Origin of the sequence: Chryseobacterium indologenes, assembly GCF_002025665.1 — a bacterium.
GTDB classification, from domain to species: domain Bacteria; phylum Bacteroidota; class Bacteroidia; order Flavobacteriales; family Weeksellaceae; genus Chryseobacterium; species Chryseobacterium metallicongregator.
Genome location: NZ_CP018786.1, coordinates 2,643,314 through 2,656,977, shown reverse-complemented (window position 1 = coordinate 2,656,977; position 13,664 = coordinate 2,643,314). Strand labels below are relative to the sequence as shown.

General features: G+C 35.5%; 17 protein-coding genes and 1 other RNA gene. 15 read left to right on the top strand and 3 right to left on the bottom strand.

All coding sequences use genetic code 11. The annotated features are described in order from the left end of the window. The first annotated feature begins 113 nt into the window (after positions 1–113). Positions 114–248: a bacteriocin-like protein gene (locus tag BUE84_RS12065; protein ID WP_079241841.1), complete on the top strand. Its 135-nt coding sequence runs from the start codon at positions 114–116 to the stop codon at positions 246–248. Between the two features lie 34 nt (positions 249–282). Here BUE84_RS12065 and BUE84_RS12060 read toward each other — a convergent pair whose 3' ends face one another. After that, positions 283–825 carry a DUF3828 domain-containing protein gene (locus BUE84_RS12060; protein WP_145953238.1) on the bottom strand — a complete coding sequence of 181 codons (543 nt, stop codon included), beginning with the start codon at positions 823–825 and terminating at the stop codon, positions 283–285. Between the two features lie 123 nt (positions 826–948). Here BUE84_RS12060 and BUE84_RS12055 point away from each other — a divergent pair, with 123 nt between their 5' ends. The 4 genes from BUE84_RS12055 (at position 949) to BUE84_RS12040 (ending at position 2,650) form a co-directional block, all read left to right on the top strand. Next, complete coding sequence (locus BUE84_RS12055; protein WP_079241839.1) at positions 949–1,461, top strand: DUF421 domain-containing protein; 513 nt, start codon at positions 949–951, stop codon at positions 1,459–1,461. 5 nt (positions 1,462–1,466) lie between these two features. After that, positions 1,467–1,958, top strand: coding sequence for a GNAT family N-acetyltransferase (locus tag BUE84_RS12050; RefSeq protein WP_079241838.1), 492 nt, complete (start codon positions 1,467–1,469; stop codon positions 1,956–1,958). A 213-nt stretch (positions 1,959–2,171) separates the two neighbouring features. Continuing rightward, positions 2,172–2,312, top strand: a complete 141-nt coding sequence (locus tag BUE84_RS12045) for a quinol oxidase subunit 4 (RefSeq protein WP_407849198.1) — start codon at positions 2,172–2,174, stop codon at positions 2,310–2,312. 77 nt (positions 2,313–2,389) lie between these two features. Next, positions 2,390–2,650: a hypothetical protein gene (locus BUE84_RS12040; protein ID WP_079243931.1), complete on the top strand. Its 261-nt coding sequence runs from the start codon at positions 2,390–2,392 to the stop codon at positions 2,648–2,650. Positions 2,651–2,693: 43 nt separating this feature from the next. Here BUE84_RS12040 and BUE84_RS12035 read toward each other — a convergent pair whose 3' ends face one another. After that, on the bottom strand, positions 2,694–3,008 hold the full coding sequence (locus BUE84_RS12035; RefSeq protein ID WP_034697690.1) for a DUF4286 family protein: 315 nt from the start codon (positions 3,006–3,008) through the stop codon (positions 2,694–2,696). A gap of 150 nt (positions 3,009–3,158) precedes the next feature. Between BUE84_RS12035 and gyrA the strand changes: the two genes are divergently transcribed. From gyrA to BUE84_RS12005, 6 genes are all read left to right on the top strand, one after another. Then, the gene (gene gyrA, locus BUE84_RS12030; RefSeq protein WP_034697691.1) at positions 3,159–5,759 is read left to right on the top strand and encodes a DNA gyrase subunit A; all 2,601 of its coding nucleotides are present in this window, start codon (positions 3,159–3,161) and stop codon (positions 5,757–5,759) included. A gap of 29 nt (positions 5,760–5,788) precedes the next feature. Beyond that, positions 5,789–6,823, top strand: a complete 1,035-nt coding sequence (locus tag BUE84_RS12025; protein WP_079241837.1) for a tetratricopeptide repeat protein — start codon at positions 5,789–5,791, stop codon at positions 6,821–6,823. 322 nt (positions 6,824–7,145) lie between these two features. Beyond that, the gene (locus tag BUE84_RS12020) at positions 7,146–7,982 is read left to right on the top strand and encodes a 1,4-dihydroxy-2-naphthoyl-CoA synthase (RefSeq protein WP_034697698.1); all 837 of its coding nucleotides are present in this window, start codon (positions 7,146–7,148) and stop codon (positions 7,980–7,982) included. A 74-nt stretch (positions 7,983–8,056) separates the two neighbouring features. Continuing rightward, positions 8,057–8,986 (top strand): 1,4-dihydroxy-2-naphthoate octaprenyltransferase, encoded by a 930-nt coding sequence (menA, locus tag BUE84_RS12015; protein WP_079241836.1) that lies wholly within the window; start codon positions 8,057–8,059, stop codon positions 8,984–8,986. Between the two features lie 16 nt (positions 8,987–9,002). After that, positions 9,003–9,449 (top strand): SRPBCC family protein, encoded by a 447-nt coding sequence (locus BUE84_RS12010; protein ID WP_079241835.1) that lies wholly within the window; start codon positions 9,003–9,005, stop codon positions 9,447–9,449. 116 nt (positions 9,450–9,565) lie between these two features. Further along, positions 9,566–10,252, top strand: coding sequence for a metal-dependent hydrolase (locus BUE84_RS12005; protein WP_079241834.1), 687 nt, complete (start codon positions 9,566–9,568; stop codon positions 10,250–10,252). A 117-nt stretch (positions 10,253–10,369) separates the two neighbouring features. On the opposite strand, the gene ffs is transcribed toward BUE84_RS12005, so the two are convergent. Next, positions 10,370–10,467: signal recognition particle sRNA small type (gene ffs, locus BUE84_RS12000), an RNA gene on the bottom strand. 130 nt (positions 10,468–10,597) lie between these two features. Here ffs and BUE84_RS11995 point away from each other — a divergent pair. From BUE84_RS11995 to BUE84_RS11980, 4 genes are all read left to right on the top strand, one after another. Continuing rightward, positions 10,598–11,200: a DUF4199 domain-containing protein gene (locus BUE84_RS11995; protein WP_079241833.1), complete on the top strand. Its 603-nt coding sequence runs from the start codon at positions 10,598–10,600 to the stop codon at positions 11,198–11,200. A gap of 16 nt (positions 11,201–11,216) precedes the next feature. Continuing rightward, the gene (locus tag BUE84_RS11990; protein WP_079241832.1) at positions 11,217–12,167 is read left to right on the top strand and encodes a glycosyltransferase family 2 protein; all 951 of its coding nucleotides are present in this window, start codon (positions 11,217–11,219) and stop codon (positions 12,165–12,167) included. Positions 12,168–12,364: 197 nt separating this feature from the next. Beyond that, complete coding sequence (locus tag BUE84_RS11985) at positions 12,365–12,754, top strand: hypothetical protein (RefSeq protein ID WP_079241831.1); 390 nt, start codon at positions 12,365–12,367, stop codon at positions 12,752–12,754. 188 nt (positions 12,755–12,942) lie between these two features. Then, entirely contained in the window at positions 12,943–13,644 is a 702-nt protein-coding gene (locus BUE84_RS11980) for a GIN domain-containing protein (protein ID WP_079243930.1), read from the top strand. The last annotated feature ends 20 nt before the right edge of the window (positions 13,645–13,664 follow it).

Genomic DNA, 13,664 nt, shown 5'->3' with positions numbered 1-13,664 from the left:
ATTCATTGCATATTATTCAATAATGTGTGAATAATGAAAACTTATCAGATTAAGTTGTAATAAACAATAAACCGTAAAGTTTTAGTTTTGGGCTACCATAAAATTAAAACTATATGAAAAATTTAAAGAAGCTGACAAAATCAGATTTGAAGTCAGTGTACGGAGGAGCACCTGTAAAATACTGTACATTTTGCGAATGGGCAAATAAAGTAATTTGCAGCGACGTTCCAATTGTTCAGTGCCCTTAAAAAAATAAAGCCGCTTTTATAAGCGGCTTTTCTATTATTTTGTACTTTCAACAAATTCTGTTAATCTTGCTTTAAGATCTTTAGAATTCCCTATTTTATCAAAAGTAACATTATCTACTCTCCACCCTTTTTCTGTATGGGTCAGGTGTACTGTATCCATCCATGTTTCTTTAGGTGCACCCATACTATATTCAAAGGATACCAATGCTTCAGCAGTTTTATCCTGTATCTTGACAGATTTAATTGTATAACTGGTAAATCCTTCATACAAACTGGAGAAAATAGCTCCTTCAAAAATTAATGGCTTTTCATCAGGATGATCACTCTTTTTTACCCTTTCAATATCTGCTTTTGAGGCATTTATAGCATTGTCTAAAACTTTTTTTAAATCCTGAGAAAACAAAGTATCCGGAATAGGCTGGTTGTAAATTGCTTCATTAGATTTACCGTATTGAGTATAAAGCTCATTTACTTTTTCAGTGATGGCCGACTCTGGAGATATGACAGGCTGTGGTTTGTCTTTTTTGCAAGACACAAAGAACAGGAATATTCCTAAACAGAGGAGTAGTTTTTTCATTTGATATTATTTTTTTGTGGTGTTTATAAGAATCCCAAGCTCAAAATGTATACCAAAATCTGTCCATAAAATATTTTTTACGAATCGCAAAAATCGATACATTTGAGTAGATAAAAAAAAATTGTGGATCCTATTCTTAACGTTGCCATCCGTTCCCTCTGCGTTTACCTTTTTATGGTGATCGCTATCCGTTTGTTTGGTAAAAATCAGCTTTCTCAGCTCAATGCAGGGGATGTTGTGCTGCTTCTATTAATTTCAAATGCCGTTCAGAATGCAATGGTTGGCCCGGACACTTCTCTTCAGGGAGGAATTATTGCGGCATTGGTTTTGTTTGTTGCTAATTTTATTTTGAAAAGGATCATGTTTTCAAGTCGTTCCTTTCAGGCTTTTATGGAAGATGAACCGGTAATTCTTATCAGAGACGGAGTAGCAGATCAGGCCGCTCTGAATCGGGTTAAAATTACAGAAAGCGAATTGGAAGAAGCCATAAGAGAACATGGAATTGAAAACATACACAATGTAAAGCTTTCTGTGTTGGAAGTGGATGGGAATATCAGTGTTGTTTCTCAGGACGAAAAAAGTAAACAGACCCACTATTCAAGAATTAAAAGAAAACTTAAAAGAAAATACCATTAAATACAATGAATTACGAATTAAGAGAAATGCTTCCCAGTGATGAAGCCCGCGTGCTTGAGATTTTCAAGCAGGGTGTAGATGGCGGTATCGCAACTTTAGAAACAGAAGTTCCCACAGCTGAAGCCTGGAGCATGGAATATTTCAATGACTGCCGCTGGGTGCTGGAAAATGAAAATAATGAAGTAGTAGGATGGTGCGCCCTGAAACCGGTCAGCAAAAGAGAATGTTTTAAAGGAGTCGCAGAAGTAAGCATTTATTTTGATAACGAATACCAAGGTAAGGGATTGGGTTCGGTATTGCTTAAAAAGATAATTTTGGATAGCGAGGATCACGGATTCTGGACATTACAGACCAATATCTTCTCCGAAAATGAAATGGCCATCAAATCTCATCAGAAAAACGGTTTCAGAATGGTAGGAGTCCGTAAAAAAATCGGAAAGCTTAATGGTGAGTGGAAAGACCTTGTTCTGATGGAAAAAAGAAGCGAAGTCATTTAAAAAATTATAAATGATGAATGATGAATGATGAATGATGAATGATGAATTTGTTTGATAAGCATACTAGTCTCATAACAAAATTCACAATTGACTTGCGAAACAAAATTGACCAACCTTAAACTTTGAACTTTTGGCATTACCCTTGTTATATTAATAAGTGAAAAAATAGAAATAATGAAAAATTTGATTAAAGTTACAGGAGTCCTTATTGTGATGTTTATGCTGTCATCATGCGTAGTTCATGACAATGGAGCCAGAGGAAATACAATCCCTCCGGGACAGGCTAAAAAAGTGTTTGGAGGAAGTGCAAAAGATTATGCTCCGGGACAGGTGAAAAAGAGAAGTGGCTATTAAAGCACTTGTAAAATAAAAATATGAGCCGTTAGTTTTAACATACATTAGCTTAATTTCAATTTCTTTTGGCATTAACATTGATATATTTCGCTATCGAAATTGAAAAAGTGAAAATAATGAAAAGTATGTTGAAAATTGCTGGGGTAGCAGTAGTTGTTTTAATGATGTCCTCTTGCGTGGTACATGAGCATCATGGGAGAAGAATGCCACCCGGGCATGCCAAAAGGTATTATGGCGGAAGTGCAAGGTACTATGCACCCGGCCAGGTAAAGAAAGTGTATATTTATGACGATCGTGGTCATCATCACAAAGGTCGCGGTCATGGACATCACAGATAAAAAAGAAAAGCACTGAATTTTTCAGTGCTTTTTTTATGACTAATTATAATCTCGATTTTTTCGGATTAAGGAAAGTGTTAAATACCATCACTTCCTGCCCAAACTTTTTCTCAATTCTTTCAGAAATATTTAAAAGCTCACTTTTAATGAAATCTTCACGTAATTCTTCATTATCAAAAATTAACAGGAGATTATAATTTTTTCCTTCCTCGATAAAGTCACTGTGCACCTCAGAAAGAATATACTTGTTAACATCCATCAGGTTTTCAGTCATTAAAACCAGTGTTTCATCAATATAATTTTCCCATTCTTCTAGGTTATCTTTCGTGCAGTGGAAAGTTATACTTAATACGCTCATATTTTTATGAATTTTTAAGATTTTTTTGGATAAATTCTACAGCAAAAATCGGCATTTTTTTCGTAAATTAGCCCGTTAATAAAAATTGGAAATAAATAATTTTCAGACTTACAGCTAAGAGTTTGAATATCATTACAATAAAATTTGTTTATGCAAAAAGAAGGAGAAAGACTGATTCCTATCAACATTGTTGATGAAATGAAGTCGTCTTATATCGATTATTCGATGTCGGTTATCGTTTCAAGAGCGTTACCGGATGTAAGAGACGGCTTGAAACCCGTTCATAGAAGAGTACTTTATGGTATGTATGGATTAGGGGTATTTTCTAACAGAAAATATTTAAAATCTGCGAGAATTGTTGGGGATGTATTAGGTAAATACCACCCACACGGAGATTCCTCTGTATATGATGCTATGGTAAGAATGGCACAGGATTGGAGCTTACGTTATCCTCAGGTAGACGGACAGGGTAACTTCGGTTCTATGGATGGTGACCCGCCTGCAGCAATGCGTTATACCGAGGCAAGATTGAAAAAGATCTCTGATGAGGTTCTTTCAGACCTAGACAAAGAAACAGTTGATTTTCAGAATAACTTCGACGACAGTTTACAGGAGCCGACAGTAATGCCTACTAAAGTTCCAAATCTTTTGGTAAACGGTACTTCAGGTATTGCCGTAGGTATGGCAACCAATATGGCGCCTCATAACCTGTCAGAATCCGTAGATGCAATCTGTGCTTATATCGATAATAAAGAAATTACGATTGATGAGCTGATGCAGCACATTATTGCGCCGGATTTCCCTACAGGTGGTATCATCTATGGATATGACGGAGTAAGAGATGCTTTCCATACAGGAAGAGGTAGAGTTGTTTTAAGAGCTAAAGTTAACTTTGATGAAATCGGAAACAGAAACGCGATTATCGTTACTGAAATCCCTTATCAGGTGAACAAAGCTGAAATGATCGCCAGAACAGCAGAGCTTGTTAAAGACGAAAAAATCCCTGGTATCCACGAGATCAGAGATGAATCGGATAGAAAAGGACTTCGTGTGGTTTACGAATTGAAAAATGACGCAATCCCAAATGTAGTTCTTAACTTATTATATAAATATACGGCACTTCAGACTTCTTTCAGTGTAAACAATATTGCACTGGTACACGGAAGACCGGAGCAGTTGAACCTTAAAGATATCATTCATCACTTTGTAGAGCACAGACATGAGGTAATCGTAAGAAGAACTCAGTATGAGCTTAAAAAAGCAAAAGAAAGAGCGCACATCCTTGAAGGATTCATGAAAGTAATTGGAACTCAGGATTCTCTGGACAGAGCCATTTCTATTATCCGTCACAGTGCAAACCCTCAGGCTGCAAAAGAAGGCTTGATCGAAGCATTTGAACTTTCAGACATTCAGGCTCAGGCTATTCTAGATCTTAGATTAGCTCGTTTAACAGGAATGGAGCTTGATAAGATCCGTGATGAATACGATGCAATCATGAAAGAAATTGCAAATTTGGAAGACATCTTAGCTAACGAGCCGAGAAGATTCCAGATCATCAAGGAAGAATTGATCGAAATCAAAGAAAAATACGGAGACGAAAGAAGAACTGAAATTGATTATTCAGGAGGAGAAATGTCTATCGAAGATATCATCCCTAACGAATCTGTAGTTCTTACGATCTCTCACGCAGGATACATCAAGAGAACTTCACTTTCAGAATATAAAATTCAAAGTAGAGGCGGTGTAGGAAACAAAGCAGCAACAACAAGGGATTCTGACTTCCTTGAGTATATTGTTTCTGCAACCAACCACCAGTACATGTTATTCTTTACAGAAAAAGGAAGATGTTATTGGCTAAGAGTATTTGAAATTCCTGAAGGCTCTAAAACAGCAAAAGGAAGAGCGGTACAAAACCTAATCAACATCGAACCGGATGATAAGATTAAAGCCTATATCAGAACGAACAACCTTAAGGATTCTGAATATGTAAATCAAATGAGCGTTGTGATGGTAACCAAAAACGGTACAATCAAGAAAACATCATTGGAAGCATATTCAAGACCAAGAGTAAACGGGGTAAATGCTATCGAAATTAGAGATAATGACCAGTTATTAGGTGCTTACCTTACCAACGGAGAATCTCAGATTATGATTGCTACTAAAAATGGTAAATGTATCCGTTTCCCTGAGGAGAAAGTAAGAGAAGTAGGAAGAGGATCTATCGGTGTAAGAGGGATCTTGCTTGAAGAAGGTGACGAAGCTATTGGTATGATTGTTGTGAACGATGTAGAGAACGAAACAGTACTTGTAGTATCTGAAAAAGGATACGGAAAGAGAACTGCAGTAGAAGACTACCGAATTACCAACAGAGGAGGAAAAGGAGTTATTACCCTTAATATCACTGAAAAAACAGGAAATCTTATCGCTATTCAGAATGTAACAGACGAAGACGGATTGATGATTATCAACAAATCCGGTGTTGCGATCAGAATGGGAATGGATGAAATGAGAGTGATGGGTAGAAATACTCAGGGAGTGAAACTGATCAACCTTAAGAAAAATGACGAAATTGCAGCCATTGCAAAAGTAGAAATGGATAAAGATGTAGAAGAAGATTCTGAAGAACTTGAAGAAACAGAAGAAGGAGTTGTAGGATCGCTATTTGATAACCAGGAAAATGACAATGTAACACCTCAGGCTGAAAATGAAAATTCGGCAGAGGAAAATGAGAATTCTGATTCTGAAGAATAAATTGTACAATTAAATATAGAATAGTTATTATGAAGAAACTAATTTTAGGAATGGCTATCGTGGCGTCTGCTTTTGTTTTCGGACAAAAAGATGCAAATGCTCTGAATGCAAAGCTTCAGGAAGCCAACAAAGCAGCGATGGCTGCGTATGATGCAAAAAACTATGCAGCAGCAGCACCTAAGTTTATTGAAGTTTATGACTTATTAAAATCCAGCGGTCAGGACAATAAAATATATATGTATTATGCAGGACTTAGCCACGCGTTAGCTAATAACAGTGACCAGTCTATCAAAATATATACAGATCTTGTGAATTCAGGGTTTACAGGTGTAGAAACTACATATACTGCAAAAGAAAAGAAAAGTGGTCAGGTTGTGAACTTTGATAAAGCAACTTGGGAGGTGATGAAGAAAAATTCAGACTATACTGATTTCAAAACTGAACAATCTAAGAGTATAGAGACTGATTTGTATGAAACCTTAGTTTCATTACTTCTGAATGCTAAAAAAGCTAATGAAGCACTTGTGGTTATTGATAAGGGATTAGCTAAATTCCCGAACAATGCTAAGCTTAAAGAAGCTCAAACTACAGCATATCTTCAGTCAGGAAACACAGAAAAATTTGTTGCAGGATTGAAAGAACAATTGGCTAAAAACCCAAATGATGCAGTAAGCTGGTTTAATTTAGGTGTAATGCAGAGCAAAAAACCTGAAACAGTTGCAGATGCTTTAGAAGCATTTAAGAAAGCAATCGAATTAAAACCTGATTTTGCTGATGCTTACCAGAATTTGGTTTATACTACAATTGGTGATGATTCTAAAGTAGTAGCAGATATTAATGCATTAAGAAAAGATAAGCCAGACGAGGCTTCTAAATTAATTGATGCAAGAAGAGAAAGATTTGCTAAAGCATTACCATTTGCAGAAGGATGGTATAAAGTAGCACCAAAAAATATTGAAGCTGTTACTGCTCTAAAAGAAATTTATGTAGTAACTAAAAACGTGGATAAAGTTAAAGAAATGAAAGCTAAAGAAGCTGAACTTACAGCTGCTGGAGCAAAATAATCATTTTTTTACAATAACAGATATGAAAACCGGAACAGAAATGTTCCGGTTTTTTTATTGTAAACAGAAAGTGTTGACTGAGCTTCTTATCCGGATTTTATTTTTTATGCAGGAGTTTTTAGATCTGTTATGATGTATAAACCTAACAGGTTTTTAAAACCTGTTAGGTTTAATTTATTCAACTCTGCTATGCAGTTTCTGTTGAAAATTCTTCATGCCGAATTCATGCATTCAAAATTTCTGTTTTTTATAGAGATGAACCTTAAATTTCAACCTGAGAATTTCTCTGTAATTCCGTATCTTTGAGAAAAATTTTTTTAAGATGATCGAGTGGAAAACCGCCAAGGAATACGAAGATATTACCTATAAAAAATCTAACGGAGTAGCAAGAATTGCTTTCAACAGACCTGAGGTGCGTAATGCTTTCAGACCTAAAACAACTTCAGAATTATACGATGCTTTTTATGATGCCTATGAAGATCCTTCAATAGGAGTTGTATTACTTTCAGGAGAAGGACCTAGCCCTAAAGACGGTGGCTGGGCATTTTGTAGTGGAGGTGATCAAAAAGCCAGAGGACATCAGGGATATGTAGGAGAAGATGGAAGGCATCGTTTGAATATTCTTGAGGTTCAGCGTCTGATCCGTTTCATGCCGAAAGTGGTAATCGCAGTTGTTCCGGGATGGGCAGTTGGTGGAGGACACTCACTTCACGTAGTATGTGACCTTACTTTAGCAAGTGAAGAACATGCTATTTTCAAACAAACAGATGCTGATGTTACTAGTTTTGATGGTGGTTACGGTTCTGCTTACCTTGCTAAAATGGTAGGGCAGAAAAAAGCCCGTGAAATCTTCTTTTTAGGAAGAAATTATTCTGCTCAGGAAGCTTTCGAGATGGGAATGGTAAATAAAGTAGTTCCTCATGCAGAATTAGAAGATACTGCTTACGAATGGGCTCAGGAAATTTTGGCTAAATCTCCAACTTCTATCAGAATGCTGAAATTTGCCATGAACCTTACAGACGATGGGATGGTAGGGCAACAGGTTTTCGCAGGAGAAGCAACCCGTCTTGCCTATATGACAGAAGAGGCTCAGGAAGGAAGAAATGCTTTCCTTGAAAAAAGAAAGCCCAACTTCGGAGAAGATCAATGGATATCATAACATGAGTGATGAGTAATAAGTAATGAGCAATATTTTTCATTATTTATTACCCATTGCCTATTACTTATAAATTTATGACGGATTGGATAAAAGCCGCAAGGCTAAGAACTTTACCGCTTTCCCTAAGCGGGATTATTATGGGGGCTTTCATTGCAAAATGGAGACTTTACGGAGAAGGAGGAATCTGGGACTGGAAAATCCTTGCGTTTGCTCTTTTGGTTACCCTTTTATACCAGATTTTATCAAATTATGCCAATGACTATGGGGATGGAGTAAAAGGAACCGACGCCAAAAGAATCAATGAAGCAGAAGCAAGAGCTGTAGCATCAGGAAAAATTACTGCGAAACAAATGAAGAATGCGGTAATCCTTTTCGCAGCATTATCTTTCATTGCTACCATTGCTTTGCTATACGTAGCTTTCATTCCGAACTATATGAATGAATTCTATATCTTCATAGGACTGGGCGTAGCATGTATTCTTGCAGCAATTGGATATACTGTAGGTAAAAAACCTTACGGATACATGGGATTGGGAGATATTTTTGTGTTTATCTTCTTTGGACTGGTTTCTGTATGTGGAAGCTATTTCTTATTTACAAAAACTTTCAGCTGGGATATATTATTACCAGGAACAGCTGTTGGAATGATGAGTATGGCTGTTCTTAACCTGAACAATATGAGAGATATTGAAAGTGATAGACTATCAGGGAAAAACAGCTTTGCATTGAGGATCGGATTCAAAAATGCAATGATCTATGAAATGGTTCTTTTGCAACTTCCTTTACTACTTATTCTTGTATTTTTAGGAATGAATGGATTTATGCAGCAGCAAAACTATTACGTCTTCATCGTAATGATTCTGTTGTTTCCACTATCAAAATTAAGAAGAAAGATATTGTCTGTAAAAGAACCGAAGGAATTAGATCAATATTTAAAGCAGGTGGGAATCATGACCTTTGTGATGGCTATTCTTACAGCAGCTGGACTTAATTTATTTAACTAATCCAAAATATTATATCATGAGTTCTAATGTCTATGTTGAAGCTCAAATGCTTATCAGAAAACCGATTGAAGATGTTTTTGAAGCATTTATCAATCCGGAAGTAACCACCCATTTCTGGTTTACAAAATCTACCGGAAAATTGGAAGAAGGTAAAACTATTACCTGGGAATGGGAAATGTACGGCGTGAAAAACGTAGTGAAGGTTCACGAGATCATTCCGAATCAGCTGATCAGAACAGAATGGGGAGAGCCTTCAACCAACGTGGACTATGAATTCAAAACCATGGAAAAAGGAACTCTTGTTATCGTTAAAAGCTATGGATTCAGCCAAACGGGTGAAGATCTGCTTAAAGTAATTAATGACAATACAGGAGGTTTTACGACAGTTTTAGACGGGTGTAAAGCTTATTTGGAACATGGAATTAATCTCAGATTAATTGAAGATAAATTCCCATCGAAATAACAAATTAAAGAAAACGCAAATGGCACGAATAATTTCACAAATGTCACTAATCTCATTGTGCTCTTTGTGAAATTATTTGAGTCATTTGTGTTTAAAAATTTAAACTAAAATTTAAAATGAAAATACAATTCTTAGGGCAAAATTGTTTCCTGTTCACGTATAAGGACAAAACAATTCTGAGCGACCCTTTTTACAACTACAAAAAAGCAGAATCAGGTTTTGATATCGCTGCTCAAAAAATCGACTACATTCTGTTGACTCATGCACATGGTGATCATATTGCTGATGTAGCAGAAGTATTACAGCATCATCCGGATGCTACCATCATTGGAGTTCCTGAAGTATGCGGTTATTTCCAGCAGGCTAAAAATAAAGATGATGTGAACTTAGGAGGATCGGCAAAAATCGACGATCTTAAAATTTCCATGGTTCCGGCTCACCATACAAGTTCTTTCCCGGATGGAAGCTATGGAGGCGTTCCTGTAGGATATATTTTCAGACTTCCTGAAGGTAAAAACATCTATTTGGCAGGTGATACTGGAGTAATGGCGGATATGGAGCTGTTTCCGAGATTATACGGAAACATTGATCTGTCTATTCTTCCCATCGGAAGCCATTATACAATGTGCCCCAGAAAAGCTTCTTTTGCAGCAGCAGAACTATTAAAAACACCGAAAGTAATCGGATGTCACTTTGATACTTTCCCTGCTATTGAAATTAACCATGAAAGTGCATTAAAACATTTTGCTGATAAAAATGTAGAACTTGTTTTACCAAAATTGGGGGAGACTTTCGAATTTTAATCAATAACGAAACCGGAGGTAATCTGAAAATTAGAAAAATGAAAATGATGCGTAAGGTATTAAAAACAAAAAAAGATAATTATCAAATTACCTCTCTTCTTACTTTAAATCAAAAAAAAATGGCAAGCTACCTAAATCACACCGCTACGACCGATTACCTTTGCTGCGTTCCCACCCTGGAGGATTCTCAGGAGCTGGTTGTTTAGGACTTGCCGTTGCAAAGGTAGGAATATTTTATAAACTTCAAAACTTTATCAAAGAAAATTAGTTGAAAAAATGCAGTGGTAAAGCTAAACGTCTGACATTTAGAGGGAAAAATTTTCAACTTTTTTTAAAAATTTAAATATGACGAAAAGTCCATCAACACTAGGAATTATACTTTTTATCGCTACAATGATTGTTTTTTTTGTAGTGTATACTTTTTTCTCAGGAATCAATTATTTTGATATCTCTTTGAAAGCCAACGCTTTTATTTTGCCTCTTTTATATGCCGGAGTTGCTTTCTGGTCTGTAAAATCGTTTTGGAACAACCATAGAGTCGTAAAATTCAAGGAAGCTTTCAAAAGAGCATTTGTTCCGATGTTCATCGGAGGAATTCTTTCCATTTTCAGTATTTATGCTTTTTTAACTTTTGTAGATCCTGCAGCTAAAAGCCTGTTGAACTATCAATATGTTCAAAGACAAAAATCAGAACTGGATACAGAATATACTTCAGCAAGAAAAATTCTGAAGCATCAGAAAGATATTGATGAGCTGGATCAGAAATACAAAGAAAGATTGCAAAGCTTCACACCAGAGGCGGTTAAAGGAAAAGATATGCTTACCGCAAGTCATTTTTCAGGATATTTTGCAGCAATTCTTATATTTTACGTAGTTTTGTCGGTGTTTTTCGGAGCGTTTTTCAGAACAAGAACGATACATCAACCCGAAGAAACAAATCAAGCCTAATTTTTATTAAAATTAAATGAATTTATCTATAGTTATTCCGTTACTGAACGAAGAAGACTCTCTGGAAGAGCTTTTTTCAAGAATCGATAAAGTATGCACAACCAGTAATTTATCTTATGAAATCTGGTTTGTAGACGATGGAAGTACGGATTTGTCGTGGAGTATTATTGAGAATATGAAAGTTCAGTATCCTCAGATCCACGCTATTAAATTTTCCAGAAATTATGGAAAATCACAAGCACTTCATGCCGCTTTTGAAAGAACAAACGGTGATGTAGTGATTACCATGGATGCCGATTTGCAGGATTTCCCTGAAGAAATTCCGGAACTGTATAATATGGTGATTCATGATAATTATGATATCGTTTCCGGTTGGAAAAAGAAGCGTTTTGATAATGTCATGACGAAAAATATTCCGTCAAAATTATTCAATGCAGCAGCGAGAAAAGTTTCAGGAGTTTATCTTCATGATTTCAACTGTGGTTTGAAAGCCTATAAAAGACAGGTGGTAAAATCGGTTGATGTTTATGGAGATATGCACCGTTATATTCCGGTACTGGCTGCCAATGCTGGTTTCAGAAGAATCACGGAAAAAGAAGTGCAGCACCAGGCTAGACCTTACGGAACTTCAAAATTTGGAACAGAAAGATTTGTCAGAGGATTTCTGGATCTGATAACCCTTTGGTTTGTAAGCCGTTTTGGAGGAAGACCAATGCATTTCTTCGGAGCTGTGGGTACTTTAATGTTTATTGTTGGTTTTCTTTCAGCACTTTGGTTAGGAATTTCTAAACTTATTGATGTTGCAAGAGGAATTTATGGACATTTAATTACCAATAATCCTTGGTTCTTTATTGCTTTGACCATGATGATTTTGGGAAGTCTTCTGTTTGTAGCAGGGTTCTTGGGAGAAATGATTATCAGAACAAACCGCGAACATAAGAACTATAATATTGACGAAGTGATATAATCTTTAAACACTAATGGCACGAATGTTTCACAAATAGCACTATGTATGCTTGTGATATTGGTGGATAAAATTAGTGTGATTCGTGGTTTTTAAACTAAATAATAGGAAACCACAATTATAATAACTTCATCTTAATAAATAAAAGCACTCTGTCAACAGGGTGCTTTTTTGTAATTTTATAAAAACTTTTAATCTAAATGTTTCAACTCAAATCAATTCTTTTTTATTTTCTTTTATTCCTGACCATTTCCTGTTCATCCAACAAACTTTCCGGCTCATGGGAGTTTATTGATATTTATGATGGAGAAATCTGTAATACAGATACGTTGAAAAATAAAACAAACAATTCCAGATATGGAACAGGAATTCTGACCTTTTATCAGGATAAAACTTTTACTTCAATGGGGAACAACGGGACATATCAGATAGAAAATAATCTGTTGAAAATGAAGTATAATGATGATGAAAATGTAACCCCAATGAAAATTTCTGGTGTAAGTAAAAATTATCTACTTTTATTTTCAGTGGCAGGTAGTCCTAAAACGTGGTTTTATAAAAAAGTAAAAGAAAAGACGAATAAGAAATAGTTTTCAGAAAAGCAAAAAATTGAAAATTATCAGGTATTTTATTGTCAAAAGACAAAGATTTTTAGAAATTTTAATCCTATTTTTGTTCAAAGTAATATTGAAAATCCTGTAAGATGCATGAAGAAAGGCTTTCAGAGATTTTCAGTAAAAATGATTGCGATTATAATATTGAATATTTCAAATTACATATGAAAAAAATTGTATACACATTAATGCTGGTGGCCGTAGTTTCCTGTGGAAAAGTTTCTCCAAAAGGAAATATTGAAAAGAAAGATGTGGATGTTTCGGAGTTCGTCAACCTTGATCTGGAAGGTAAATTCCGTGTATTTTATGCCAAAGGTCCAAAGAATTTTGTAGAAATAGAGACCTATCCGAATGTGGCGGGTAATCTGGATGTAGATGTAAAAGACAAAACACTTTTCATCAAAGAAAAAAGAGCGACAAAAGGAGTTGATTTTTATAATGTGACAATTTATTCCAAATATAATCTTGAAAAAGTAGCTGTTTCTGATTCTGTGGAAGTGAATATTTCAAGTGAAATCAAAACAGACAATTTCAGGCTAAATATGAAGAATAATGCAAGCTTCATGGGGTCTGTCAACACAAGAAGGGCAGAAGTGGAAATGCACAACAGAAGCCGCGCTAACTTTTTGGGATTGTCTAAAGATGCTGTGATAAAGATTTCAGATACAGCAAGTTTAATTGCACCTTACTGGAAAATCACCAACCTGAATATTGATTCAAAAAACGGAAATTATGCAGAAGTAAATGTAAAAGATTCTTTAAAAGGACATATTCAGAATACTGCAAAATTTATTTACTATAACGATCCAATCAGAGCATTTAAGATTGATAAAACGACGAAAGTCGAAAACAAAAAACTGGATTAAACCAGTATTATTTAAACCAG

Excerpts from the sequence above, each read along its gene's own strand:
- BUE84_RS12065 (WP_079241841.1), top strand. The coding sequence starts at position 114 with ATGAAAAATTTAAAGAAGCTGACAAAATCAGATTTGAAGTCAGTGTAC.
- BUE84_RS12060 (WP_145953238.1), bottom strand. The coding sequence starts at position 825 with ATGAAAAAACTACTCCTCTGTTTAGGAATATTCCTGTTCTTTGTGTCT.
- BUE84_RS12050 (WP_079241838.1), top strand. The coding sequence starts at position 1,467 with ATGAATTACGAATTAAGAGAAATGCTTCCCAGTGATGAAGCCCGCGTG.
- BUE84_RS12045 (WP_407849198.1), top strand. The coding sequence starts at position 2,172 with ATGTTTATGCTGTCATCATGCGTAGTTCATGACAATGGAGCCAGAGGA.
- BUE84_RS12035 (WP_034697690.1), bottom strand. The coding sequence starts at position 3,008 with ATGAGCGTATTAAGTATAACTTTCCACTGCACGAAAGATAACCTAGAA.
- gyrA (WP_034697691.1), top strand. The coding sequence starts at position 3,159 with ATGCAAAAAGAAGGAGAAAGACTGATTCCTATCAACATTGTTGATGAA.
- BUE84_RS12025 (WP_079241837.1), top strand. The coding sequence starts at position 5,789 with ATGAAGAAACTAATTTTAGGAATGGCTATCGTGGCGTCTGCTTTTGTT.
- BUE84_RS12020 (WP_034697698.1), top strand. The coding sequence starts at position 7,146 with ATGATCGAGTGGAAAACCGCCAAGGAATACGAAGATATTACCTATAAA.
- menA (WP_079241836.1), top strand. The coding sequence starts at position 8,057 with ATGACGGATTGGATAAAAGCCGCAAGGCTAAGAACTTTACCGCTTTCC.
- BUE84_RS12010 (WP_079241835.1), top strand. The coding sequence starts at position 9,003 with ATGAGTTCTAATGTCTATGTTGAAGCTCAAATGCTTATCAGAAAACCG.
- BUE84_RS12005 (WP_079241834.1), top strand. The coding sequence starts at position 9,566 with ATGAAAATACAATTCTTAGGGCAAAATTGTTTCCTGTTCACGTATAAG.
- BUE84_RS11995 (WP_079241833.1), top strand. The coding sequence starts at position 10,598 with ATGACGAAAAGTCCATCAACACTAGGAATTATACTTTTTATCGCTACA.
- BUE84_RS11990 (WP_079241832.1), top strand. The coding sequence starts at position 11,217 with ATGAATTTATCTATAGTTATTCCGTTACTGAACGAAGAAGACTCTCTG.
- BUE84_RS11985 (WP_079241831.1), top strand. The coding sequence starts at position 12,365 with ATGTTTCAACTCAAATCAATTCTTTTTTATTTTCTTTTATTCCTGACC.
- BUE84_RS11980 (WP_079243930.1), top strand. The coding sequence starts at position 12,943 with ATGAAAAAAATTGTATACACATTAATGCTGGTGGCCGTAGTTTCCTGT.